Raw genomic sequence first — 26,022 nt, 5'->3', positions numbered from 1 at the left:
ATGGTTCGCTTTAACCGTGAGTTATCACATTCTGCTGTACCAATGCATCCAGAATGTCCGAAGGCATGGTGCTACTTAAGGTTAGCTGTGGCGCAAGGTCTTCAACCACAATCACCTGTTCCGTAGTACCTAAGCCATCCGGGTTGATCGTAAGCTCAATATCATCCCCGTCCACTTTCGCGTCTATTTGTTGTAGCAACGCGGTCATGTCTGGAGATGTATTTTTAAGCTCCGGCAACACTTCTCTCAAGTCAATGCTGTCCCCTTCCGACAAATCAAAGTCGGTAATCGTATCTTCAACACCATCTTCGATGTTAAGCCATACGAACGAGTCCATACCATCACCACCAGTCAGAATGTCTGAGCCTCCGCCGCCAATCAGGGTGTCGTTACCGTCACCGCCAACAAGCGTATCGTCACCTGCGCCACCTTCAAGTCGATCATTCCCTGAACCACCCGTTAAGTCAGTCGCATTAGCACCAGCCAGTAACTGAACATCATCGGTTTCCGAAGCCAAGTTAATATCAACTGCGTTAGACACAATGTTCAAGTTAAGGTCAATCGATGCAGAGGTTGCTGTATCGTTGTTGTCAGTCTCTTCAGAAACCGCCTCGACTTTCAGTGTGTAGTTACCTGGAGTTTGAGAAAGCCCAACCGCTTGCAAGCTTTCAATTGCATCTGCCGTTGCTACCCAAACACCACCGCCAAGATCCGTCACAGAACCCGCAGCACTGGTGATTTGAGCGCCAGCAGGTACATCACTGATATGCAGCGTTAGCTCTTCTGTAATGTCCGTTAAGGCTGCGATAATCCCAACTAAAGGAATGCCACTCGCACTCACAGACTGACTCGCAGTAATGTTTCTCACGTAGTTAGTCGCACTATCGATAGACAGGGTTGGTGCATTCGCCACTGGCGTCACCGCGATGTTGTAAACCACAGGTGCTGTCTCTATCGCAATACCTGAAGGGTTGCCGCTGTCTTTGGCAACAACTTCTAATCCAATGCTATTGGTTGGAGACAGGCTCGCATCAAGGAATACACCATTTGGACTGGTTGGCGTATCAATCAACGCATTCAGGTCACTCAATGTCCCCACTAAGATGACTGAACCCGTGTTGTTGCCGTTAACAACAACCGTCGTCACTGCTGGAAGTGATACATTCAATGTACCGTAATCCACCGTCAGCGTGACGGTCATCAGATCATCAGAAAATGTATCTACATAATCAGGGTCACTGACATTGATACCACTCAACAGTTGACCAGCATCCTCGTCAATAACCGTAGTGACACTGTCACCATTAACGACCGGTGTATCGTTCACTCCATCGACAATCGCGGTGATCTCCGCTGTATCCGTTAGGAAGTCATTAGCGCCGTTGGTTGTACCATCATCCTCTACGGTATAGGTAAACTTAACGTTGCCGTTGTATTCATCAGCTGCCGTAAATACCCAGTATGGGCCAGTGATCGTAGCATCATCAGCACCACCTACGTTCTCGAAGCGTTGTAGTTGACCTTGGCCTTCATCGAGCGCCAGATTAGTCACGGTAATCGTGTCGTTTTCCGGATCGCTCGTCGCAGCAATTAAATCGCCCTCTTTGATGATCAACTGACCTTCTTCAAGGATGTTGCCCAAGTCGATGTCCGTTGCTACAGGAGCGTCATTCACTTCCGTTACTTCAAGACTAATTTCAGCACTGTCGGTTAGGAAGTCATCCGCGCCATTAGTTGTACCGTCATCAGTAATTGAGTAATTGAATTTAACGTCACCGTTAAAGTCGTTGTCCGCTACAAATAGCCAGAATGGTCCGGTAATCGCCGCGTTATCGGCGCCACCTGCGTTTTCAAAGCGCGTTAATTGGCCTTGTCCTTGAGTCAGGGTTACACCCGTAACCGTCAGGTTATGGTTTTCAATGTCAGAACTTACTGAAATCAAGTCTCCTTCCACAATCACTATTTGACCATCTTCAGCAATCGAACCTAAATCAACATCAGTTGCCACAGGAGCGTCATTCACTTCCGTTACTTTAATGGTGAAAGTAGTTTGGTTGGTCTGTGCTGTATTCGGATCACCCGCATCAATCAAGCCATTATTACCGCCGTCATCGAGTGTTGCATTAATCGTGACTAAACCACTCTGGTTGAGATAGTTCTGGTCTGGGTCTGGTTTGAAAGTCACGGCTCCATTAGTCAATGCGGTATTGATGTCGGCTTCTTTACCGGTAATCACCAATGAGCCACCAGGTTGCAATACAAACGTCACGTCAGGTGAGCTCGTAAACTCAAACACACCTTGCGCTCCCGGAAGTGTTTGATCGACTTGCAACGTAAGAACATACGGAGCGTCTGGATTATCAAAGTTAGCATCAACGTCGTAGATACTAAAGTTGTCGATAGCAACACTAATGTCTTCCGATGTTTCAATATTCGTTACGTTCACAAAGATCGGTTGATCGTTAATAGGATCAATCACCAGATCAACATCGAAGCTGGTTGGCGTCCCCAAATATTCGGTGTTATCAGCGTCAGTATCCACAGAGCGAACGGTAATCTGCAGCGGGCCATTAATGCCTAATACATTACCCGTATCGCTATTGTGTTCACCTGAATTGAATACGATCTTATCGAGCGACTGTGCAGGAACATCAAGTGTCCAAAGCTGCGTAACTGGATCATAACTAGCCAAGGTTGTGCCGTCTGGATAATAGATAGAGGCATCTTGAGGAACGCCCGCAACTTCTACTCGAAGTGTCTCTGGTGCATTCTCGGTATAAGTGCCGTTGCCCGTTGCAGATAGCTCTTTATCCAAAATCGTCGCATTGATTTCGATATCAATGTTTTGACCTTCGTTACCTGTCACAGAATCTGTTGGATTAGTATCAACATCATCACCCACAGGTACCACATGCAGCTTAAAGCTTGGCAGATTTGATGCTGCAGTAGGCACACCCAACAAAGATTCTTGAGTAAATACGGCAACACCAAATTCAGCCGTACCACTGAAGTCCTTAGGCGGTAAAATCGAAATCTCACTCAAGTCGAACGATAACCCTGATGCTTGAGGTAGTTGAACACTCCACTCACCACCACCATTATTCTTCACCGTGTATGCCGAACCAGCATCTGCACGCATCTGGAAGCCATCAGGTACATCTGTAAACTTAATCGACACAAACTGTTCTGAGCCATCAAGGTCAGTCAGTGCAATCGATACAGGCCCTGTGCCCGACAAAGAAATCAGCTGGTCCTCAGTACCCGTAATCTCGATAACATCAGGATCGCTACCCGGGCCAGTGACAGACACGTCATCCACCACAGGAACGACTTCAAAACTGACATTGGTAGAGAAAGTATCGGTATCAGTCGCGCTGCCAGTTGGCGAAGCTGCATCATTGTATGTAGCAGTATCGGTAATCGTCCCGCTGACATTCACTTGCACCTGATTTACGTCATTATCTGTTGGGTAATTTAACGCCGGTCGGAATAGTACATTATCCAACGCGCCTGCATTAATCTCAGCTTCATTAAAGGTCACCGATGTGCCAAGCGATACCCCTGCGCTGGTATAGAAAGCCCCAACACTCGTGTCATTTAACGTCAGTGTGATAGAGGTGAATTTTTCGTCACCACCTTCAACTCCGCTTACTTGGTCATCAATGGTCGAGCTGAAATCAAGTTGGATATAGGTATCTTCGTAGCCGACTGGATCTTGCCCTGCTTGACCGTCGGTATCGACAGGGTTAAACGAATCGTCAAGCGAACCAACGACAGTAACGTCAATATCTGGGTTACCTTCAACATCAGGAGCAACTTTAATGACTACTTCTGTCACTAGAGTTTTCTCATCCCCCGACAATACGTCTTTAGTTACTATCGTCAACGGCAACCTAAAGTCGCCGGAGTAGTCGGCTGGTAAGTTAAGCAGTAGTCCAGAGAGGTCGGTCGAGACCCCTTGATCGACGGTAGTCTGGAATACATATTTGCCATTAACAAAGTCTAGGTCGCTGCTTCCCGATAAACTAATTGGGAAGGTGACTTCGTTCACCGCTCCTGGATTAATGGTCACACTGTCATCAATAATGATGGTCACTTGATCAGTTGAGTCATCTTCGCCCGAGAAAGTAATTAAACCATTCAATGCCGTACCTAGATCTAACTGGGTGTCCTCAATCGCATCAACAACACTGTCTGGTGTTATATCAATATCGGCTGCAACCTTAGTACTCCCAGCCACCACTTGAGGGAATGACAGAGTGACTTCTCCGTCCCTACGAGCGGCCGTAGATGACTCAACCTCAGCACCATCACCTCGGTCTATCACCGTACTAAAGATGTCCATCTTGATGTCATTGAACCCTCCAGCCCCGCTGTTTCCTGAAGGAAGAACAAGGCCGTTCGGTGCACTTATGCTAAATATGTCTTCATTCGTTACAACCCAGCGCCCATTGCCTTCATAAGCAGCGCCAATAACGAGCAGTTGATTGAGTACAGCATCTGATAGAGCCGAGTCGTCCACATTTGTTAATTGAATAACTAACTGATCCACTTCTTCGATAACGGACGAAGCATCTGTTTCTTGATATCGAATGACGAACTCATCCGTAACCGATGTATTATCGCTATTGGTAGTGAACTTAAGCACGCCAGTGTTTGCATCAGCAACTACGGTTGCTAGTGCTCCAGTACCCAGCACATCATCGACGATAAGCTTGTTGCTCGCATCTTCAGGCTCAACCACAGGTCGCACTTGAACGTTAATGATTCCGGTTATATCTGGATCGGCTTCGACATAACCACCATCTTCATCCTCTAAGCCGCTAGGCGTATACTCATGATCTCGCTCTTCCATTTTAAGTTCGGTGGTCAACGTAAAATCTGCACTAGAATCAGCCGGGGGCGTCATTTGAATGAAGTTATTCGCTAATGCAATTTGAGTAAATTGCTCCGGTGTTTGACTAGCGTCTTTAGGAGTAATAGTTAACGTACCTGCACCATCATTTACAACAGTAACATCACCATTTACGGTAGGTGTGACACCCGATGGAATACCGGAAATCGTAATCGAAGTGAAATGCTCATCAGAATCAATATAGTCTGCACCTTCGGGGTGCCAATCAATGTTGATAGCCGCATCTTCATCACCGTTAGTCGTATTGACATAAGTTGCTGATGTGTCGATTCTAGGTATAACAAGCACGCGCACTTCTTGGTCAAACGTAAGCGTATGACCGTCATTCTCAGTCACGATCACTTTACCCTGAATATGAATATTCTCAGTTGAAGAATCGACAGGTCTGATGCGAATTCCTGAGGTTTTACCTGCGTCAGTGATGTTAGCTTCGTAGATAGGTTTAGACAGATCAGGGCTACCACCCGGACCGGTTTCATAACCAACAAAATTAAGGTCAATCACTGTACCATCGCCATCTTCGAGGATGACCCCGTCAGGGATACCCGAAAGGATTACAGTGATTGCTTCAGACCCATCTCCTGTTAAAGGAGAATCCGCGAGATCATCAGGTTTACGTTCACCAGACAACACCGTGAAATCAAGCTCGGCATAGTTGTCTCCATTCTGGCTCTCTTGGATCGTGGTTTGAACACCAGATGTTGTGCCATCGGTGATTGCTGTCCAAGCCGTACCGTTTGTACCGCCATAAGGAATATCTGCAACACCTTTAACCTCAACGTTAACCGTTTTAGTTCCTAGGATTTCTTCATCAACTTGCGCCCCTGTAGATAGGTTCGCGGTATCTTTAACCACACCGGTTACGTCAAAGGTAAAATCAACATTGCTGTGTTTAGTCGGAGTAACTTCAATTTTCGCTAAGTCAGCATAAGCAATCTCTTGGTAAACGATGCCATTGATAGTCACTGTGTTGATGGTTACATTGCTATCAGTACTACTAAGCACCGCGCCTTCAGTAATATTGTTAATACGAACGAAGAGTTCTTCAGATCCATCAGTATCAACGGATCCCGTCATGGTGATAACTTCGTCTAACGTGAATGCGTCCTTATTATCAAGAGGACCTAGATAATCAGGATCATCAATGTTGTCTTCGTTGATCCTAATGCGACTCACACTGAGTTTTCCAGGGTCGGCGTCAGCAGTCACATCGATAATGATGTTTTGCTCTACAGAGCGAGCGGTCGTTTTGTCTACCCCACCGTTGGCTGAATCATCATATGGGTTGCGTGTTTCTTCCGTAATTGCCGTTGCTTTGAACTCAATTTGTCCAGAGAAGTTGTCGATTGGGTTAACTTCAGTGCTATTGATATCTGCAGATGCGATGACATAAACACCATTAACGGGCGTTAACAGGTTGCCATTTTGATCCAACAGCTCAAACTTCCCATCACCCTGAATCGCCTCAAGTTCATAAGTAATGGTTTCAGTACGGCTGTTATCTTGAGACTCTGCGTTCAGCTGCAGCGTCACATTGTCCTCATCTTCATTCACTTGATATTGATAAGTGCTATTCGCATCATCCCAAGTCGCAATGTCGGCAACCGCTTCAATTTCAATTCTAAAGTTTGAGTTTACGGTATGGTCTAGTGAACCATTATTATCAATTTCGAGCTCATAATTGATTCGAACCCCATTTTCACCAGAACCAAAATTCTGGTCTGGGACAAAGAACAAGTTGTCGATTGTCGCGATGGTGTCTAATGGTTGATTCGTACTTGGAGCAAAGCTCTGCTGCATTTCAGGAGGACCAAACAAGATATCACCGTTTGGTTCTGCCACTAGTTTGTGATAGTCCACGCCATCAAAGTAATAGAACGTCCCTCTGTGATTGCTACTCTGGATCGTCAGTTGGCCGATGGACTCGTTGTTATCTTGGTCCTTCAGGTTAACCTGTAACGCAACTTGTGCAGGGGCATCAGGCAACCCACTTTGATTATCTTGGGTATTCTCTAAGTTTGGAGCATCGCCCGTTGCGTAAGGGATTGTAGAGTCTCTACCCGCATCCTCAAACGTAGTCACCTTGAGCGAGATTGCTGAAGACTCTTCATCCGTAATCGTGATGTTCAAAGGCGTAGATGACGTATCCAAATCACTGTCTGTCGCAATCACATTGATCGAGAAGTCGATGGAGTCACCATCATGATCGAGATAATTGGTAGCTCTAAATTCTATTTCGCCATTTGAGTTGATACGCAAAGTACCCAGCTGCCTTTCCTGAGTACCACCATTGCCATCATCGGTCTGCTCATAAACACGGATAGTTCGACGTCCACTTTGAACATTCAAGCCATCGCTAAAGCCTGTATTGTTACCTCGTTGAAAAACAATATCAGCCCCGTTACTTGAGATACCTTCAATTCGACTCAGTACCGCGCCATCAGCCCCCACATCGGTCGCATTGGCAAACATATCGACTTTAGAACCATTGTAATTCTGACCTTCAATACGAGTGATAGACTGAGTTGTCACTAACGGAACATCATCGGTTACTGTGATTTTCAGATCGATTGCGTTTGATTGGTCTTGGTCAAAATCTTCAGCAATGATTGAAAAATCAAGTTCGATGTTGTTTTCATCGGCACCATCAGGGTGCTTGAGAGGTTTAAACAGTTCAAACTGATAGCTGTTGTTTGACGTATCAAAAATAATCTCGAAAACAGGCACTTGACCTGTGCCTGTCTGAGCAACGTAAGTAAACGTACTGCCAGATACAGAAACAGGTAACCATTCTAAGCTTTCTCCATCGGAGGTTAAGCCAGTCAGAACCAAATCTTCATCAACCAGTTCATACTTAACAACGCCATCGGCACCTTCATCGACCGAGAACAGTCCATTAATAATGGTGTCTTCAGATTGATCGGAACCAATACCAGTAAGATCGTCTTCATCGACAACCGTTTCACCGGTTGGCGCACTCATTACTGGCGCATCGTCTAGCACCTCGATTGGCAATACATATTGGTTAGAATCATCACCATCACCATCAACAGCAACAACATCAAACGGTATTGTTAGTGTATCGAGGTTGCTCGGTGTCGTGGCGTGATTGAGAGGTCCAAGCAAGGTAAACGTGTAAGCACCGTCATCAGTCAGCACTAATGTGAAAATTGGCGTTCCGCCTGGGTCAGTTGCACCTTGGTAGGTGGTCGTGTTAGCAGCACCTGTGATCTCGGTGATCTTAATACCTTCATTGCCAGACGATAGCGTCGCTTCTAGAGTTGAGATATTGCGTAGTTCGTAAACCTCAACTTTGTCTGCACCTTCAGTCGTAACAAATGCACCTGTCGCCTGAGCGACAACAGAACCTAAATCGTCTTCATCAACGACAAATGTACTCGCAACCGTCGTATCAGTGATCGTTGGCGCATCATCGAGCACCTCAATTGGCAATACATATTGGTTAGAATCATCGCCATCACCATCAACAGCAACAACATCAAACGGTATTGTTAATGTATCGAGGTTATTTGGTGTCGTAGCGTGATTGAGAGGGCCAAGCAAGGTAAACGTATAAGCACCGTCATCAGTCAGTACTAGTGTAAAAATTGGCGTTCCACCTGGGTCCGTTGCCCCTTGGTAGGTAGTCGTGTTAGCGGCACCTGTGATCTCAGTGATCTTAATACCTTCATTGCCCGACGATAGCGTCGCTTCCAGCGTTGAGATATTGCGTAGTTCGTAAACCTCTACTTGGTCTGCACCTTCCGTGGTAACAAACGAGCCTGCCGCCTGAGCGACAATAGAGCCTAAATCGCCTTCATCAACGACAAACGTACTCGCAACAGTAATATCAGTGATGGTTGGCACATCATCCGTCACCGTGATCTTCAGATCGATCGCATTCGATTTATCTTGGTCGAAATCTTCAGCTACAACAGAGAAGTTAAGGTTAATCGTGTTTTCACCCGCGCCATCAAGGTGCTTAAGTGGTTTAAACAATTCGAATTGATAGCTGTTATCTGAGGTATCGAAAATAATTTCGAACACCGCTTCATTACTCGCTGCTGTTTGAGCAACGTAAGTAAATGTTGTGCCGCTTTGCGACACAGCTTGCCACTCTAAGCTTTCTCCATCAGAGGTTAAGCCCGCAATCACTAAATTTTCATTAACCAACTCATACTTCACAACGCCATCGGCACCTTCATCAATCGTGAATAGTCCATTAATAATGGTGTCTTCAGATTGATCTGAACCAATACCAGTAAGATCGTCTTCATCGACAACCGCTTCACCCGTTGGCGCCGTCATTACTGGCGCACCATCAAGCACCTCGATTGGCAATACATATTGGTTAGAATCATCCCCATCACCATCAACGGCAACGACATCGAATGGAATCGTTAAGGTATTGGAGTTCGGGCTTGTTGGATGGTTCAGAGGACCTAACAACGTAAAGCTATAAGAGCCATCATCACCTAATCCCAACGTGAAGATTGGCGTTCCACTTGTCGTCGTACCTTGATAGGTCGTTGTGTTAGCCGCCCCTGTGATTTCTGTAATAGAAATCGCTTCAGTTCCAGAGGTCAATGTCGCTTCAAGAGCTGAGATATTACGCAGTTCGTAAACCTCTACTTGGTCTGCACCTTCCGTGGTAACAAACGAGCCTGTCGCCTGAGCGACAACAGAGCCTAAATCGTCTTCATCAACGACAAACGTACTAGCAATAGTCGTATCAGTGATGGTTGGCACATCATCCGTCACCGTGATCTTCAAATCGATCGCATTCGATTTATCTTGGTCGAAGTCTTCAGCTACAACAGAGAAGTTAAGGTTAATCGCGTTTTCACCCGCGCCATCAAGGTGCTTAAGTGGTTTAAACAATTCGAATTGATAGCTGTTATCTGAGGTATCGAAAATAATTTCGAACACCGCTTCATTACTCGTTGCTGTTTGAGCAACGTAAGTAAATGTTGTGCCGCTTTGTGAAACAGCTTGCCACTCTAAACTTTCTCCATCAGAAGTTAAGCCAGTCAGAACCAAATCTTCATCGACCAACTCATACTTCACAACACCATCGGCGCCTTCATCGACCGTGAACAGCCCGTTGATAATTGTGTCTTCAGATTGATCCGAACCAATGCCAGTAAGATCGTCTTCATCGACAACGGTGTCACCAGTCGGCGCCGTCATCACAGGCACATCATCGAGCACCTCGATTGGCAATACATACTGATTAGAATCATCTCCATCGCCATCAACCGCAACGACATCGAATGGAATCGTTAAGGTATTAGAATTCGGACTTGTTGGATGATTTAAAGGACCTAACAGCGTAAACGTATAAGAGCCATCATTCGCTAGCGCGAGCGTGAAGATAGGAGTCCCGCTTGTCGTCGTACCTTGATAGGTCGTCGTGTTAGCCGCCCCGGTGATTTCTGTAATAGAAATCGCTTCAGTTCCAGAGGTTAATGTCGCTTCAAGCGCTGAGACATTACGCAGTTCGTAAACTTCTACTAGGTCAGCACCTTCTGTGGTAACAAATGCACCTGTTGCTTGAGACACCACAGACCCAAGATCATCTTCATCAACGACAAATGTACTCCCAACAGTCGTATCAGTGATAGTTGGCGCATCATCGAGCACCTCAATTGGCAATACATATTGGTTAGAATCATCGCCGTCACCATCAACGGCTACAACATCAAACGATATTGTTAATGTATCGAGGTTATTTGGTGTCGTAGCGTGATTAAGAGGGCCAAGTAAAGTAAACGTATAAGCACCGTCATCAGTCAGCACTAATGTGAAGATTGGCGTTCCGCCTGAGTCCGTTGCACCTTGGTAGGTGGTCGTGTTAGCAGCACCTGTGATTTCAGTGATCTTAATACCTTCATTGCCCGACGATAGCGTCGCTTCTAGCGTTGAGATATTACGTAGTTCGTAAGCCTCTACTTGGTCTGCACCTTCCGTGGTAACAAACGATCCTGTCGCCTGAGCGACAACAGAGCCTAAATCGTCTTCATCAACGACAAACGTACTAGCAATAGTCGTATCAGTGATGGTTGGCACATCATCCGTCACCGTGATCTTCAAATCGATCGCATTCGATTTATCTTGGTCGAAATCTTCTGCAACAACAGAAAAATTAAGGTTAATCACGTTTTCATCGGCACCATCAGGGTGCTTGAGAGGTTTAAACAGTTCAAACTGATAGCTGTTGTTTGAGGTATCGAAAATAATTTCGAACACCGCTTCATTACTCGCTGCTGTTTGAGCAACGTAAGTAAATGTTGTGCCGCTTTGTGAAACAGGTTGCCACTCTAAACTTTCTCCATCAGAGGTTAAGCCAGTCAGAACCAAATCTTCATCAACCAGTTCATACTGCACAACACCATCGGCACCTTCATCAACCGTGAATAACCCATTAATAATGGTATCTTCAGATTGATCTGAACCAATGCCAGTAAGATCGTCTTCATCGACAACCATGTCACCAGTCGGCGCTGTCATTACTGGCGTATCATCGAGCACCTCGATTGGCAATACATATTGGTTAGAATCATCGCCATCGCCATCAACCGCAACGACATCGAATGGAATCGTTAAGGTATTGGAATTCGGACTTGTAGGATGATTTAGAGGACCTAACAACGTAAAGGTATAAGAGCCATCATTCGCTAGCGCGAGCGTGAAGACAGGAGTCCCGCTTGTCGTCGTACCTTGATAGGTCGTTGTGTTAGTCGCCCCTGTGATTTCTGTAATAGAAATAGCTTCAGTTCCAGAGGTTAATGTCGCTTCAAGCGCTGAGACATTACGCAGTTCGTAAACTTCTACTAGGTCAGCACCTTCTGTCGTAACAAATGCACCTGTCGCCTGAGACACAACAGACCCAAGATCATCTTCATCAACGACAAATGTACTCCCAACAGTCGTATCAGTGATAGTTGGCGCATCATCGAGCACCTCAATTGGCAATACATATTGGTTAGAATCATCGCCGTCACCATCAACAGCAACAACATCAAACGGTATTGTTAATGTATCGAGGTTATTTGGTGTCGTAGCGTGATTGAGAGGGCCAAGCAAGGTAAACGTATAAGCACCGTCATCAGTCAGTACTAGTGTAAAAATTGGCGTTCCACCTAGGTCAGTTGCCCCTTGGTAGGTGGTCGTGTTAGCGGCACCTGTGATCTCAGTGATCTTAATACCTTCATTGCCCGACGATAACGTCGCTTCCAGCGTTGAGATATTGCGTAGTTCGTAAACCTCGACTTGGTCTGCACCTTCCGTGGTAACAAACGAGCCTGCCGCCTGAGCGATAACAGAGCCTAAATCGCCTTCATCAACGACAAACGTACTCGCAACCGTCGTATCAGTGATGGTTGGCACATCATCCGTCACTGTGATCTTCAGATCGATCGCATTCGATTTATCTTGGTCGAAATCTTCTGCAACAACAGAGAAGTTAAGGTCAATCGTGTTTTCATCAGAGCCATCAGGGTGTTTAATTGGTTTAAACAGTTCGAATTGATAGCTGTTATCCGAGGTATCGAAAATAATCTCGAACACCGCTTCATTACTCGTTGCTGTTTGAGCAATGTAAGTAAATGTTGTGCCGCTTTGTGAAACAGCTTGCCACTCTAAACTTTCTCCATCAGAGGTTAAGCCAGTCAGAACCAAATCTTCATCGACCAACTCATACTTCACGACGCCATCGGCGCCTTCATCAACCGTGAATAACCCATTAATAATGGTACCTTCAGATTGATCTGAACCAATACCAGTAAGATCGTCTTCATCGACAACCATTTCACCAGTCGGCGCCGTCATTACTGGCGCACCATCAAGCACCTCGATTGGCAATACATATTGGTTAGAATCATCCCCATCACGATCAACAACAACAACATCAAACGGTATGGTTAATGTATCGAGGTTGCTCGGTGTCGTAGCGTGATTGAGAGGACCAAGCAAGGTAAACGTGTAAGCACCATCATCAGTCAGTACTAATGTGAAGATTGGCGTCCCGCTCGCGTCAGTTGCGCCTTGGTAGGTGGTCGTGTTAGCGGCACCTGTGATCTCAGTGATCTTAATACCTTCATTGCCCGACGATAGCGTCGCTTCCAGCGTTGAGATATTGCGTAGTTCGTAAACCTCAGCTTGGTCAGCACCTTCTGTGGTAACAAACGAGCCTGTCGCCTGAGCGACAACAGTGCCTAAATCATCTTCATCAACGACAAACGTACTCGCAACAGTCGTATCAGTGATGGTTGGCACATCATCCGTCACCGTGATCTGCAGATCGACCGCATTCGATTTATCTTGGTCGGAATCTTCAGCCACAACAGAGAAATTAAGGTCAATGGTGTTTTCAGCCGCGCCACCAGGGTGCTTAATTGGTTTAAACAGTTCGAATTGATAACTGTTATCTGAGGTATCGAAAATAATCTCGAACACCGCTTCATTACTCGTTGCAGTTTGAGCAACATAAGTAAATGTTGTGCCGTTTTGTGAAACAGCTTGCCACTCTAGACTTTCTCCATCAGAGGTTAAGCCAGTCAGAACCAAATCTTCATCAACCAGTTCATACTTCGCAACACCATCGGCGCCTTCATCAACCGTGAATAATCCATTAATAATGGTGTCTTCAGATTGATCGGAACCAATACCAGTGAGGTCATCCTCATCGACAACTGTTTCCCCTGTAGGTGCTGTCATCACTGGTACATCGTCTTTAACATTAACGAGGATCTCAGCGGCTTCTGGTGTACTAGAGCCTCCAGACAGTGCAGAACGGTCGCCATCGGCATCAACAGCATAAATTGGCAATGCAAAAGTTAGCAGCGTATCTTCAGCGCCTTGATGTGAAAGGTCTTCATACAGATTAAATTCGTAGCTCCCCAATGAAGGGCTATCAATTTTAACGTCAAAGACCGTAATTCTCGAACCATTGACCTCAACATAACCTTCGTAAGTTCTTACACCGTTGGTTTCATCAATCAACTCAAGTAGCACAGCCTCGCCATTTGAAACCAAGCTGCCACCAGTATTAAATTCTGCAGGTTCAAGTTCATAATGGTCAATGATGTCACTTTCAAAAATGTCCGCGGTGATACTGCCAGTGCCAGACACTGGCGCCGTGCCCTCTTGTGAGCCGCCAACAATACCCGCTTCATCAACATCAATACTGTCAACATTAGTGATAACAGGGCTATCGCCATCAGTAATGGCAATGTTGATCGTATTGGTTACAACATCTTGGTCAAAATCGGTAATCGTGATTGGCAAAGCGAACGTCAGTGAATCGGTACCCACTTGTTCTATCGGATTAGACTGCTCGAATTTATAGGTGCCATCGGTATCTAGAGAGATAGTGAGAACAACCTCACCTCGACCTTGGATGGACAGAGTAATCGTTGTTCCATCGTCAGACAGTCTCGCAAGCGTGTTTTGATTGTCACTGAGCAACCCATCAAACTGGTCGAGTGCACTTGCATCAAATACGACTGATTGAAGATTATCACTACCAATATTGGAGAACGTTCCTTCGATTGCCGCGCTGCTAGTTTCAACGTTAGTGATATTGACACTTTCAGCTGACGGATCTATCCCATCAACCACGGCGACTTGCGCATTGATTGGTGTTGCTAATGGGTTTCCGGCGGAGTCTTCACCTTGAATATCAAAAGTGATGTTAATTTGATCGCCTGTATAAGAAACCTGACCACCGCCAACAGACGGTACATGATCAATCGGTTGAGAAATCGTTGTGGTTAGAGAAAGCTCAATGTTATTGCCAACACTGACGGCATCAATGTCGATACGTAATACTTCGTCGGTACCTTGAACACCAATGATAGAATTAGTCGCCGCGTCATACGTGAAGGTGACGGGCTGGCCACTTGAAGTAATGTCGCTGTTTAATTCACTAAGCAGTGAAGCGAGGGATAGCGTTTCTGGTACGAAAGAGTCAGGAGCGAGAGCTAAACTACCAGCAATAATCGTTTCTGTGGTTGTTATAGATTGGGGATAAGTATTGCCAGATATGGAGCCTTCAGTCAGTGTTTCACTGATTGATTGACCACCTGATGAACGAGTGATAGATCTGAATTCTTCTCTGTCTTCATCAACAGTTTGTTCTGCTAGACCAGCGGTCTCAAAGAAAGTCGATGGATGAGTTTCAGTGTAGTTATAGTCAATCGTCACAAAGCCGGCATTTGCAGAGCCTAGTCCGCCACCAGCCGCTGTTGCCTCTAAGATTTGAGTCGGATCGGCACCACCTAAAATGGCTTCTTGGATAGCAGCAAATTCATCATCAAAATCTCCCGCATCGGCTTGCTGTAAATCAAAATTAACTTCTCCAGCGATCGGAGCATCAGCCCACGCTAAATCTTGATCAACACAGCCAACGCAATTGCTTGCCACCTCAGTGACACCGTTTGGGGTACCTAATACAAGCTCTGCTTGGTTGGCAGTGATAACAATCTCGTTTTCACGAATAATATCTCCAGCTGAAATTTTCCGTGCGCTTCCGTCAGACTTAACTGCAATGACTTCTCCACTCACTACCTCTACAACTGCAGCTTGGCGCGAAACTTCAATACTCATATATCCCCCGAGGTCACAAAATGCTGTATTGCCCAACATCGTGAAAATGATAGTAATAACGGTTTCAGGCTTAAATTATATTCAGAACTTATTCTCTGCATTAACAATCAATTACATAGACTGATGTATGTGATGAGTCAGTTCTGTTTCGCCTGTTTTTTTTATAGTTTACTTAACCTTAAGCCTAGTCTTCATTATCCGAAATGTCATGTCTGTGCGAAGTGACTTCTTTTCACAAATCTAGGCATTCACTTTAGTTTGTTCATGGACTAAGCAAAAGTTTATAGGGTGTTGATTAATATGCAATAAAAAGCATATCTTAATTACACCTCAAATTTTTATAAATATATACAGTAATAAAGTTGATAAATCATTAGGATTTATGGGCGATTGATAGGGTCGATATATACCTAAACCCCAAAGAAGAACTAAATCCCATATTTGAGACAAGGTGCAGCATAAAGCTGATGAGAAACTGTTCAAACACCGTATATGGCGTCAATTACATATACAACAATTAGAGTATTGAATGGGTATGCAGGGACAATGAGTAGAAGTTGCAAATGGATATTTCGAGGTATCCAAAAAAAGCCCACTAAGTTGAACCTTAGTGGGCTTTAAAATCAGTATATAGCGTTATGCTGTTAGCAATGACACACAACTATTTAGCAAGGCGATTTGCAGTCCAGACGTAAAGCAGCTCGAGAGCAATCGTCGCACCAGCCAATGCCGTAATTTCGCTTTGGTCATAGGCAGGAGACACTTCTACAACGTCCATACCAACCATGTTGATACCCTGTAAGCCACGGATGATTTTGAGCACTTTATCTGAGTTCAAACCACCACATACTGGTGTGCCGGTACCCGGAGCAAAAGCAGGATCCAGACAATCGATATCAAACGTTAAGTACACTGGCTTATTACCAACAATACCTTTCACTTGAGCAATGATATCGTCCACGCTCATGTCGTTCGCTTGCATCGCGTTAATAACGTTAAAGCCGTGCCCTTCCTGCTTGTACTCTGTACGAATACCAATTTGCACTGAATGTTCAGGCGAAATTAAACCTTCATTTGGCGCATGGTAGAACATAGTACCGTGATCGTAACGACTACCCTGACTGTAAGTGTCAGTGTGCGCGTCGAAGTGAATCAGAGCCATCTCACCGTACTTCTTGCCATATGCTCTTAACAAAGGCAGTGTAATGAAGTGATCGCCACCTAAACCTAACAGAGTTTTACCACTGTTTAGAATCGCATCAGCCGCTGCTTCTAAACGTTGAGTTAGGTCTTCTGCATCACCGCAATCAAACACAAGGTCGCCAGCATCAATGACCGAGGTGTGTTCAAATACATTGAAGTCCCAAGGGAATTTTTTACCTTCCCACGCCAAGTTTACTGACGCACGACGAATCGCATCAGGTCCCATACGAGCACCCGGACGACCAGACGTCGCCATATCTAACGGCGCGCCCAACACAACCACATCAGCATCGTTGTCGATTGGGTTTTGCACCAATGGACGACGCATAAACGTCATCGCATTGGAGTACAACGAGTAATCTGGTTTCGTAAATAGATCGTTCATTAAAAATCCTCAAGATAGGTGTAACCCATCAAGCCTTGCTCTAACTCTTCAAGTACGCTTTGCTGCTCTTGCGCTGGTACTTTCGCGGTGACCAATTCTTTGTACTTCTGACGAATTAGGTCCATATCGATATGAACGTAACGCATCATGTCTTCTACTGTGTCGCCTTCGTTGATGTAGTCAATGTTCGCTTCTCCGCTTTCATCAACATTCACCACAACACTGTGCGTATCACCAAATAGGTTATGCATATCGCCCAAGATCTCTTGGTACGCGCCTACTAGGAAGAAGCCCATTAGGTATGGTTCATCTGGGTTCCACGCTGGCACTGGCAATGTTGTTTCAATGCCTTGACCATCAACATACTGGTCAATCGTACCGTCAGAGTCACAAGTGATGTCCAACACCACAGCACGACGCTCATCCGCATTATCTAAACCGCTCAGTGGCAATACAGGGAACACCTGATCAATACCCCAAGCATCTGGCAATGACTGGAATAGTGAAAAGTTCACGAAGAACTTGTCCGCTAAACGCTCGCTCAACTCATCCAAAATTGGACGGTGGTAACGGTTCTTTGTGCTCATGCGAGTGCTAAGCTCGTAGTTAATACGCAAAGACATTTGCTCTGCCCAAGCACGATGCTGAAGATTCAGCATACCGGTCGCAAATTGGTTGTGCGCTTCTGCAATATCGCTCTGAGTGTCGTTATAGATCTCAATCAACGCACGGTCATCATTACCTGCATCTAACTCTAAGAAGTTCTTCCACATGTTGTTTAGCAACAGTGGTGCGTCTGCTTCTGGCGCAGCCATATCTTCCGGTGAGTAGCTTTCAGTACCAATCACGTTGGTGATCAACACAGCATGGTGCGCAGTCAGTGAGCGACCAGACTCCGAAATAATCACAGGTTGTGGCTGATTGTAGAGTTTACAAATATCCCCTACTGTCATCACGATGTTACGAGCGTACTCAAGCAAGCCGTAATTCATTGAGTTTGAAGATTGGCTACGCGTGCCGTCGTAATCGACTGCCAAGCCACCACCAACATCTAAGAACTTCAGTTGAGCGCCAATATCACGCAGTTCACAGTAGAAACGAGCCGCTTCACTCACGCCATTTCGCACGTCACGAATGTTTGCCATTTGTGAACCTAGGTGGAAGTGCACGAGTTCAAGTACATCCAGCTGGTCTTCGGCTTTCAAGCGTTCGATAACAGTAAGCACTTGTGATGCAGACAAACCGAATTTCGACTTCTCACCACCACTTGCTTGCCATTTACCTGCACCTTGAGAAGCAAGACGAATACGTAAACCCAAACGAGGTTTTACGCCAAGTGCTTTCGCTTCAGAAAGAACAAGATCAAGCTCAGACAACTTCTCTAGAACGATAAAGACTTTGTGGCCTAGCTTTTCGCCAATCAGTGCAAGGCGGATGTATTCTCTGTCTTTGTAACCGTTACACACGATCACAGAGCTCGCTTTTTGAGCCAACGCCAGTACCGCTAATAGTTCAGGTTTGCTGCCCGCCTCTAGTCCTAGCTGCTTTTGCTCTAATTGAGCTTGGCTCGCTAAGATCTCATCAACCACTTCTTTTTGTTGGTTAACTTTAATCGGATAAACAAGTAGGTAACGATTGTCGTACTGATATTCGTCGATCGCTTGGTTAAATGCGTTACAGATATTGTGCACACGTTGATGCACTATTTGAGGAAAACGCACAAGAGCAGGTAAACCAATATTTCTTTGCTCTAACTGTTTTACGATCTTACTTAGTGGGACTTGATGATCCGTCTCGCTCGGTGAAACATACACCTCACCGTTATCATCAATTCCATAAAAACCTTGGCTCCAGTGCTTTACATTATACTCAGCACGGATGCGTTCCAAATTAACCGAATTTTCCAATTCTAGAGACCTCACACTATAGGGCCATCGACAGAAGATACCTCTTTGGAATAGCGAGGTATAACCCAACAAAAAGCGTTCAAAAACGATTTGTTGGCTGCATTAACCGATATTATTAAGAGCGAGTCCAACCATTGATATTTGTGGTGACGATTACGTTTTTTTATCGACAGATCGACTTAAAATGACAGGTAAGGAATTACAAGGTTTTAGGGTAAAAAACAGGCTGAAGCGCATTAAATATAAAGCAATTTCTCACATTAAATTAGGGAGAAAAAATGTGCAGAAACCAAAAGATTTTTAGTAAATTGAGTGAGGTTAAGTCAGAGTTGTGACAAATATAAGCACTTCACAATCTGAACTCTCGCTATCACCAACACAGCTTGTGTCCCGCGATTCGATGCCGATAAACACTTCATTCTTCCTACTAGAACTCGCTCACTTCAATGTTGTAACCGCTCAATTTTTGAACTTTTCTCGCGCATATCTTGTATTCGGTTCAATCTTCTTGTAATTTTAACTGACCAACCAATCGGTCAGCCTTCGAATTTAGGGGATACTATGAGCCATAATCTAGACCTTGAACCAAACACGTCGAGCACCAACGACATGGATCAAATATTCAACCGACAACAAGATCACTACCGTAACAACGTTAATCCAACACTTGATCAGAGACGAAATGATCTCTCAGTCTTGAAAAAACTATTAATGCGCTACCAAGAGCAGTTAATTGAAGCGGTATCAGAAGATTATGGCCATCGAGCAGAGCACGACAGCTTAATTGCTGACATCACCCCTTCCCTACACCAGATCAATTACAGTGATAAAAACCTGAAGAAGTGGTTGAAGCCTTCACGTCGAAAAGCCGGCTTGATGCTAACACCAGCCAAGATTACTGTGCATTATCAGCCAGTAGGTGTGGTTGGTATCATCGTGCCTTGGAACTTCCCAGTCATGCTCTCTTTAGGCCCTCTGATCACAGCGTTAGCAGCGGGCAACACGGCGATGCTCAAGATGTCGGAGTTTACTCCAGCGACCAACCGAGTTTTAAAAGCGATGTTGGCCGAAGGCTTTAGTGAAGATCAGGTTGCGATTATCGAAGGCGAAGCTGACGTTTCCGCTAAATTTAGCCAACTGCCGTTTGACCATATCCTTTTCACAGGCTCAACCGCTGTGGGTAAACACGTTATGAGAGCAGCGGCTAACAACTTAACACCAGTTACCTTGGAATTAGGCGGCAAATCTCCAACCATCATTGCCCCTGACTTTGATGTAGCTGACGCTGTTGAACGTATCTTGTTTGCCAAGAGTCTAAACGCTGGCCAGATATGTGTAGCGCCTGATTACATCTTATTGCCGCGAGAAAAATCAGACGAGTTCATCACAGCCTATAAGCGTTATTTCAAGAAGCTTTATAAAGCCGGTATTGAGAGCAAAGACTTAACCTCAGTGATCAACATGCGCCAATACAATCGCTTGAAAGGTGTCATTGAAGACGCACAAGCCAAAGGCGCGGTTATTCACACGGTAACCGAACAAGCACAAGACGATGTAAACCACAGAATGACGCCGCACCTTCTCACCGAAGTGAACGATGAGATGCTCGCGATGCAAGAAGAGCTGTTTGGTCCTGTTTTGCCTATCGTGCCTTATGATTCCATCGAAGAAGCAATCAATTACATCACAGAGAGAGAACGCCCACTGGCTCTGTACCTAATGAGCCATAATAAAGAAACCCAAGACAAGCTTTTATCAGACACGCACTCTGGCGGCGTGTGTATTAATGATTCTTTGGTGCATGTGGCTGCAGAAGACGCACCATTCGGTGGCATCGGCCCTTCAGGCATGGGACACTATCACGGCATTGAGGGCTTCAAGACCCTTAGCCATGCCAAAACCGTTCTAAGTAGAGGAAAAATCAACTTCACCAAGTTAATGCATCCTCCTTACAACAACCCAATCAAGAAACTGATGTTCAAAGTACTCAATAGATGATCACCAAAAGACAAAAAATCCTAGATGCTGCACTCCTGCTCTTCTCTCAACAAGGGCTAGAGGGCACATCTACCGGACAAATAGCGAAAACAGCCGGCGTGGCAAAAGCGACGTTGTTCCACCACTTCGAGAATAAATCTCTATTGATTGATGAACTGTTTCGCGAGCTGAAGCTAGAGCTATTCTCGACCCTTCAACCGCACACTGATGTGGCTGTAGAAGATCGCTACCAAACCTTTAAGTTCATGTGGATCACAGGAATTGAGTGGGCATTAGAGAATCCGGTTGCGATGAAGTTCTTCACCAATGTTCATTTCGACCCAACGACTCAAACTCGAGAAGTGATTGTTTCACAGATGTTCGCATCGCTAGACGAGATCATTTTGAAAGGGCAACAAGATGGTGAATTGATGGTGTTGGACATTAACCTTGTTAGACACTTCATTCATAGCCACTTTCTGATTTGTGCAAACTGGCTGATTGAACAAAGCGAGTCTCCACCAGAGCAAACATCGAAGTACATCAACGATAGCTTTGATATGTGTTGGCGCGCCGTTGGTGGGCAAACCAAGTAGCTTTAGCTTTAAGCCCAAGGCTCTAAGCTCTAAGCTCTAAACCCAAAGATATAAGTTCTAGACTCAACTGATTTCCAATAATGATCACTAAAGCGCCACAAAGGCGCTTTAATTATTTGAACACAATTTAATCACCTCAACATATTGACTCAGAGTACTTTCTTTCAGTACCATCCCACCATCATTTCAAAAGAGAATAACGCCATAATGAAGTACTAACATCCTGACATCCGATTTATTTTTATAAAAATCATTTGGACACTCGGGGTTAGTGGGCGTTACTTCATCATCTATTTTCGCGACAAATCAAGCTCTTAAAGATCCGTTTTTTGACAAACAAACATCTTTAAGATCAGTACCTCAAAGACAGGAACCATCTCAATACCGCTTTCTCTCTTTCATTGGTAATCTATCTAAGTAACGCCTTTGGCGATCTGTTGTTAGCATCCAGCAGGAGCTTGCACAGAAAAGCGCCTCACCCCTTTTACTCGTTTACACGTAAAGGGAGGTATTTCTATGCCGACTATATTAGCCAATAATCTCTCATTCCAACTCGATACTGGTGAGTGGTTATTCAAAAACATCACCTTTAATTTGAGCACTCGCCTCACAGGCCTAGTCGGAAGAAATGGGGCTGGAAAGTCATTGTTACTTTCGTTGCTCGTTGGACAAAAACAGCCCACAACGGGCAGTGTTTCGCGCCAAGGTTCAATCGGCTTTTACTCTCAGTTACCATCAACGCTACTGGATACCAACATCACCATCGCTGACTTCTTAGGACTCACCGAAAAGTTAGAAGCGTTAAGCGCCATAGAACAAGGTAGCTGTGAACTGCAGCACTTCAATATCGTTGGCGATGATTGGGATTTGGAGGCGCGTACCCAGCAGTTGCTAGGTACATTAAAGATCACTCGTGATTTGAACACACTTTGTTGCTCTTTGAGTGGTGGGCAACTCGCCCTGTTACAGCTTCATCAGCTATTCGTATCAAATAACGACATACTGATCCTCGATGAGCCTTCGAACCATTTGGATAACGACGGACGCAATTGGCTACTAGAACAATGCCAGTTGTTTGAAGGTAAGGTACTTGTCGTCAGCCATGATCGAAGCTTATTGAGACAAATGGAAGGTATCTACCATCTCAACAGTTTGGGGTTACGTTTCTATAAAGGAAACTACGATGACTACTTCAAACAAATGTCGAATCAGGCCGATGCACTAGATAAACAGATTGCACATCACCAATCCGAAAAGAAACGACTGGAGCGCCAAGCTCAAGCTAATAAGGAAAAAGCACAGCAACGTGAGTCTCAAGGTAATCGACTCAGAAAGTCCGGTAGCCAACCCAAGATATTATTGGATGCGATGAAAGATAAAGCAGGACGAACGCAAGGAGCATCAGCCACTAGTCAAAAGAACTTAAAGGACCAAAACCAACATAAGCTTCAATCTCTTAAAGAACAAAAGGAACAACTAAAACCACAGGCCTTGTATCTACAACAGAGTAATAACAGTAAAAAGAGCTCTTTGTTAACCGTTGAAAACTGCCGCCTTATTTACGGCTCTGGTGCGCCAATCAGTTTCTCTTTATCACAAGGGGAACGGTGTTATCTAACCGGTGCTAACGGGTGTGGAAAGTCGACACTGTTAAAAGCGATTCACGGTCAACACGCCAATTATAAAGGCTCGATTAAGCGCTTAGGGGCGACCGTCTATTTGGATCAACACTTTGGCCTGTTAGACACCAACGATACGATGTTCGATAGTTTAATAACGCATAGCTTTGTATTAACAGAGAGCGACGCGCGAACACTGCTAGCGGGAATTGGATTCAGGCGTGACTCGGTATATCGAAAAGTCGATCACCTCAGTGGTGGAGAGAAAATGAAACTGGCGATGTTGATCGTCAGCCATAAACAGGATTCGCCATTACTGCTGCTCGATGAACCAGACAATCACCTAGACATCGACTCAAAGCAAATATTGGCGTCGGCTTTACGTGACTATCAAGGTGCGTTCATCCTAGTCAGTCATGATACCGATTTTGTTGAGGAGGTTGGCGTAAGCCAAAATCACATACAACTTTAAGCTTCGTAAATTCATTCGCTAAGCTTAGTTAAACGAGCATCGTTCCGGTGCTCGCCTTTCTCACTTGAGACAAGTACACTACGCGCCTCGAACATCTATTCATAAGGCTAAGGTTTGCATACTCTAGAACAATTAAAATCAGGGCAACTAAAAGGTATTAAGCGCTTAAAACTGTCAGAAGGTCTCACCGAGTTTCCATTAGAGATCTTAGAGCTCTCCGATTCGCTAGAGATTCTGGATCTTTCAGGGAATCAGTTATCGGAGCTTCCACAAGAGTTAACACAGCTAACTAATCTACGTATTATCTTTGCGTCGAATAACCTATTTACGCACCTTCCTGATGTTCTTGGGTCACTTCCTAAGCTTGAAATGATCGGTTTCAAGACCAACCAAATCAAAACAGTGAGTGAAGAGTCCCTACCCGCTCAATTGCGCTGGTTAATTCTGACAGATAATGCCATCGAAGTTCTGCCTAACTCACTGGGTGAAAGACCAAGACTGCAAAAGCTAGCACTCGCAGGCAACCAGCTTCGCGCTTTACCTGAGAGTATGGAAGACCTATCCAACCTCGAACTGGTCCGCTTGTCTGCAAACCAACTGACTGAATTCCCTGAGTTCCTTATTAAGCTACCAAAACTTGCTTGGTTAGCCTTTGCGGGCAATCCATTTTGCAAACACCCGAGCAGCTTAGATAGCGTGCCTGCAGTAAGCTCGCAATGCTACTCATTGAATCAAGTGCTTGGTCAAGGTGCATCAGGCGTGATATCTCATGCTAATTGGTTAAACAGTGATTTTGATTTCCCTCAGGAAGTGGCGGTTAAAGTATTCAAAGGCGAAGTGACAAGCGACGGTTACCCACATGATGAACTAGAAGCGTGTCTTCAAGCTGGTCACCATAGCAACTTAGTGAAGTCTATCGCGCAAGTGGACGAACAAGATTACCTTGCGTTGGTGATGGAGCTTATCCCAAGCTGCCATTACAACCTAGGCTTGCCACCGACACTCGATACTTGCACGCGTGATACTTTCCCAGAAGGTTTCGAACTTCCAATCGCGCAAATCGACAACATCGTTACTCAAATGATTGATGTATTTAATCACCTGCATGACAACAAGGTTTGCCACGGTGACTTGTATGCGCACAACACCTTGGTTAATGAACAAGGTCAAATGATCTTTGGTGATTTTGGCGCGGCGACTATCTACGGTTACCTGACTGAAGAGCAGCAACAGGGTATTCGACGCATCGAAGCTCGCGCTCTCAAGTGTTTTATTGAAGACCTATTGACAGTTTGCTCTACTGACGACGTAGATTCAGAACTGTACAAGGAACTTGAAAACTATCACGCATAAGGGCTGCCAAGCCTAAGTAGCCAATCAAGGTTCGATCGAAATGAAAAAAGCTAACGTTTGACGTTAGCTTTTTTGCTTTTGGAGCTTGATGAGTCAAATCCGAGTTAACTAGCTTCCACCTGAACAAGCTTAAGGTAGGAGTGAAGCTCTTGGTTTTTATATTCCACCGCCGAGTGGATATTCAAGTCTTTACACGCAACCGCATCAAACTGGTAACGATTGTCACCTTTACTGATTTCAACTTGCAGCAACCCGCTTTTCAACAGCCAATGACCTTGAGTTTCAAACCGATCAAACAAGCGGTATTCCGTTAGACTGCCATCCGAATGAAAGTGAACCTCAGTAATATACCCTGCTGGGCAACTTTTTACCCAAGTACGCCCTAAGACATCTTCTTCAACAAAGTTTCTTTTGCTCTCGCACCACTTTAAATAATCGGCACTCTCGCTCAGTTCACTATCAAGGTCATTCTTAGACAGTAACGTTTGGTCTTGCTGTTCACGACAGTAAAGCTGAAGTAGTGTCTGCTGGTTATTACTCATAAACCGCCATCCCTAGCTAGTCAATCTAATCCAATCTGGCTTAAGCTACCAACTCATAAGAGACAACATACAGCTGAGAAATACCTGGGTAGATGTCTTGAATCACATCTTTCAGAACTTGCAGCGACATGTTCTCTTGCTGAGCATGGAACTCACCTAAGTCATCAAACAGGATTGGTTCAACGCTAATGATCTTAAGATTACAGAATACACGTCCCTGCTCTAGCGTGGATACTTCTACAACACTGCCCGGCTGGTAATCGCGCTCAGATTCATCGCGAATAGTAATGGTCTTTTTGCCTGAAAGGATATCGGTTTCAAAACGTTCGAAGAACGTCATAGTAGTAGGTGCGGTCATTTATCTCGGTCGCTTAACATTTAAAGGTTAGGTAAATGTTTATATACCAGAATGCTTGTTCAAGCGAATAATACCAATTAAAGTAAA

9 protein-coding genes are annotated in these 26,022 nt (G+C 45.0%); 4 read left to right on the top strand and 5 right to left on the bottom strand.

The features are described 5' to 3' along the window. Nucleotides 1-10 precede the first annotated feature (10 nt). The 3 genes from AB4307_RS09265 to speA all read right to left on the bottom strand — a co-directional run bounded on the left by AB4307_RS09265 (nucleotide 11) and on the right by speA (nucleotide 19,018). Nucleotides 11-15,523: a retention module-containing protein gene (locus AB4307_RS09265; RefSeq protein ID WP_372131685.1), complete on the bottom strand. Its 15,513-nt coding sequence runs from the start codon at nucleotides 15,521-15,523 to the stop codon at nucleotides 11-13. A gap of 661 nt (nucleotides 15,524-16,184) precedes the next feature. After that, a complete protein-coding gene (gene speB / locus AB4307_RS09260; protein WP_136973983.1) occupies nucleotides 16,185-17,111 on the bottom strand; it encodes an agmatinase in 927 nt (308 codons plus the stop codon). Continuing rightward, the gene (speA, locus tag AB4307_RS09255) at nucleotides 17,111-19,018 is read right to left on the bottom strand and encodes an arginine decarboxylase (RefSeq protein ID WP_065585203.1); all 1,908 of its coding nucleotides are present in this window, start codon (nucleotides 19,016-19,018) and stop codon (nucleotides 17,111-17,113) included. Before speA ends, speB begins: the two co-directional genes overlap by 1 nt. A 561-nt stretch (nucleotides 19,019-19,579) precedes the next feature. On the opposite strand from speA, the gene AB4307_RS09250 reads away from it, so the two are divergent. From AB4307_RS09250 to AB4307_RS09235, 4 genes are all read left to right on the top strand, one after another. Continuing rightward, nucleotides 19,580-21,016, top strand: coding sequence for a coniferyl aldehyde dehydrogenase (locus tag AB4307_RS09250; RefSeq protein ID WP_017070227.1), 1,437 nt, complete (start codon nucleotides 19,580-19,582; stop codon nucleotides 21,014-21,016). Beyond that, on the top strand, nucleotides 21,013-21,591 hold the full coding sequence (locus tag AB4307_RS09245; protein ID WP_017066051.1) for a TetR/AcrR family transcriptional regulator: 579 nt from the start codon (nucleotides 21,013-21,015) through the stop codon (nucleotides 21,589-21,591). The genes AB4307_RS09250 and AB4307_RS09245 overlap by 4 nt, the downstream gene beginning before the upstream one ends. A gap of 516 nt (nucleotides 21,592-22,107) precedes the next feature. Then, the gene (locus tag AB4307_RS09240) at nucleotides 22,108-23,682 is read left to right on the top strand and encodes an ABC-F family ATP-binding cassette domain-containing protein (protein WP_372131683.1); all 1,575 of its coding nucleotides are present in this window, start codon (nucleotides 22,108-22,110) and stop codon (nucleotides 23,680-23,682) included. A gap of 114 nt (nucleotides 23,683-23,796) precedes the next feature. Next, a complete protein-coding gene (locus AB4307_RS09235; RefSeq protein ID WP_048669356.1) occupies nucleotides 23,797-25,035 on the top strand; it encodes a leucine-rich repeat-containing protein kinase family protein in 1,239 nt (412 codons plus the stop codon). 104 nt (nucleotides 25,036-25,139) lie between these two features. Here AB4307_RS09235 and AB4307_RS09230 read toward each other — a convergent pair whose 3' ends face one another. Beyond that, nucleotides 25,140-25,577 carry a hypothetical protein gene (locus AB4307_RS09230; protein ID WP_048663542.1) on the bottom strand — a complete coding sequence of 146 codons (438 nt, stop codon included), beginning with the start codon at nucleotides 25,575-25,577 and terminating at the stop codon, nucleotides 25,140-25,142. A gap of 40 nt (nucleotides 25,578-25,617) precedes the next feature. Continuing rightward, on the bottom strand, nucleotides 25,618-25,935 hold the full coding sequence (gene yqfB, locus AB4307_RS09225; RefSeq protein WP_102480633.1) for a N(4)-acetylcytidine aminohydrolase: 318 nt from the start codon (nucleotides 25,933-25,935) through the stop codon (nucleotides 25,618-25,620). Nucleotides 25,936-26,022: the final 87 nt, after the last annotated feature.

It is taken from the genome of Vibrio sp. 10N.261.52.C2 (genome assembly GCF_041471425.1).
Classification (GTDB): Bacteria; Pseudomonadota; Gammaproteobacteria; order Enterobacterales; family Vibrionaceae; genus Vibrio; species Vibrio crassostreae_C.
The sequence above is the reverse complement of the archived record's forward strand: the minus strand, read 5'-3'. Positions and strand labels throughout refer to the sequence as shown.